Below are 316 nucleotides of genomic sequence, written 5' to 3' on the forward strand. Positions count from 1 at the left end.
TTCTGTTATGCGTGTTGCTCTGGGAGTCGCGAATGGGTTCTATCGCTCTTTTTCTGTCCTTGTCATCACCAGTGTGGATGGGGTGTTTCGTTGTGGCTGCTTTGAACTTATCGTCTTGGTTTTCTATTTCTGTATTATTCGCGAGGCCGGGCAAGTAGGTTTTTGGCGCGTGCCTGGGGTAATCGCGCCTCCGCTGAGATCGGAAAAGCGGGTCAGCAGGGATGCCCTGACCGGGTCCGTTTGCCCCCTTTCGCTTGAATAACAAAAAACATCTTACAACAAATCCGTCACACTGCCTCACCATCCATATGTCTCA

Annotated in this window: 1 protein-coding gene; it reads left to right on the top strand. The window is 50.6% G+C overall.

From position 1 onward, the window contains the following. Nucleotides 1-262 (top strand): hypothetical protein (locus tag AACQ81_RS05790; protein ID WP_237388509.1); only part of this gene is annotated, 262 nt, incomplete at its 5' end. Nucleotides 263-316 lie beyond the last annotated feature (54 nt).

The organism is Xenorhabdus sp. Sc-CR9, from assembly GCF_963897815.1.
Lineage (GTDB): Bacteria > Pseudomonadota > Gammaproteobacteria > Enterobacterales > Enterobacteriaceae > Xenorhabdus.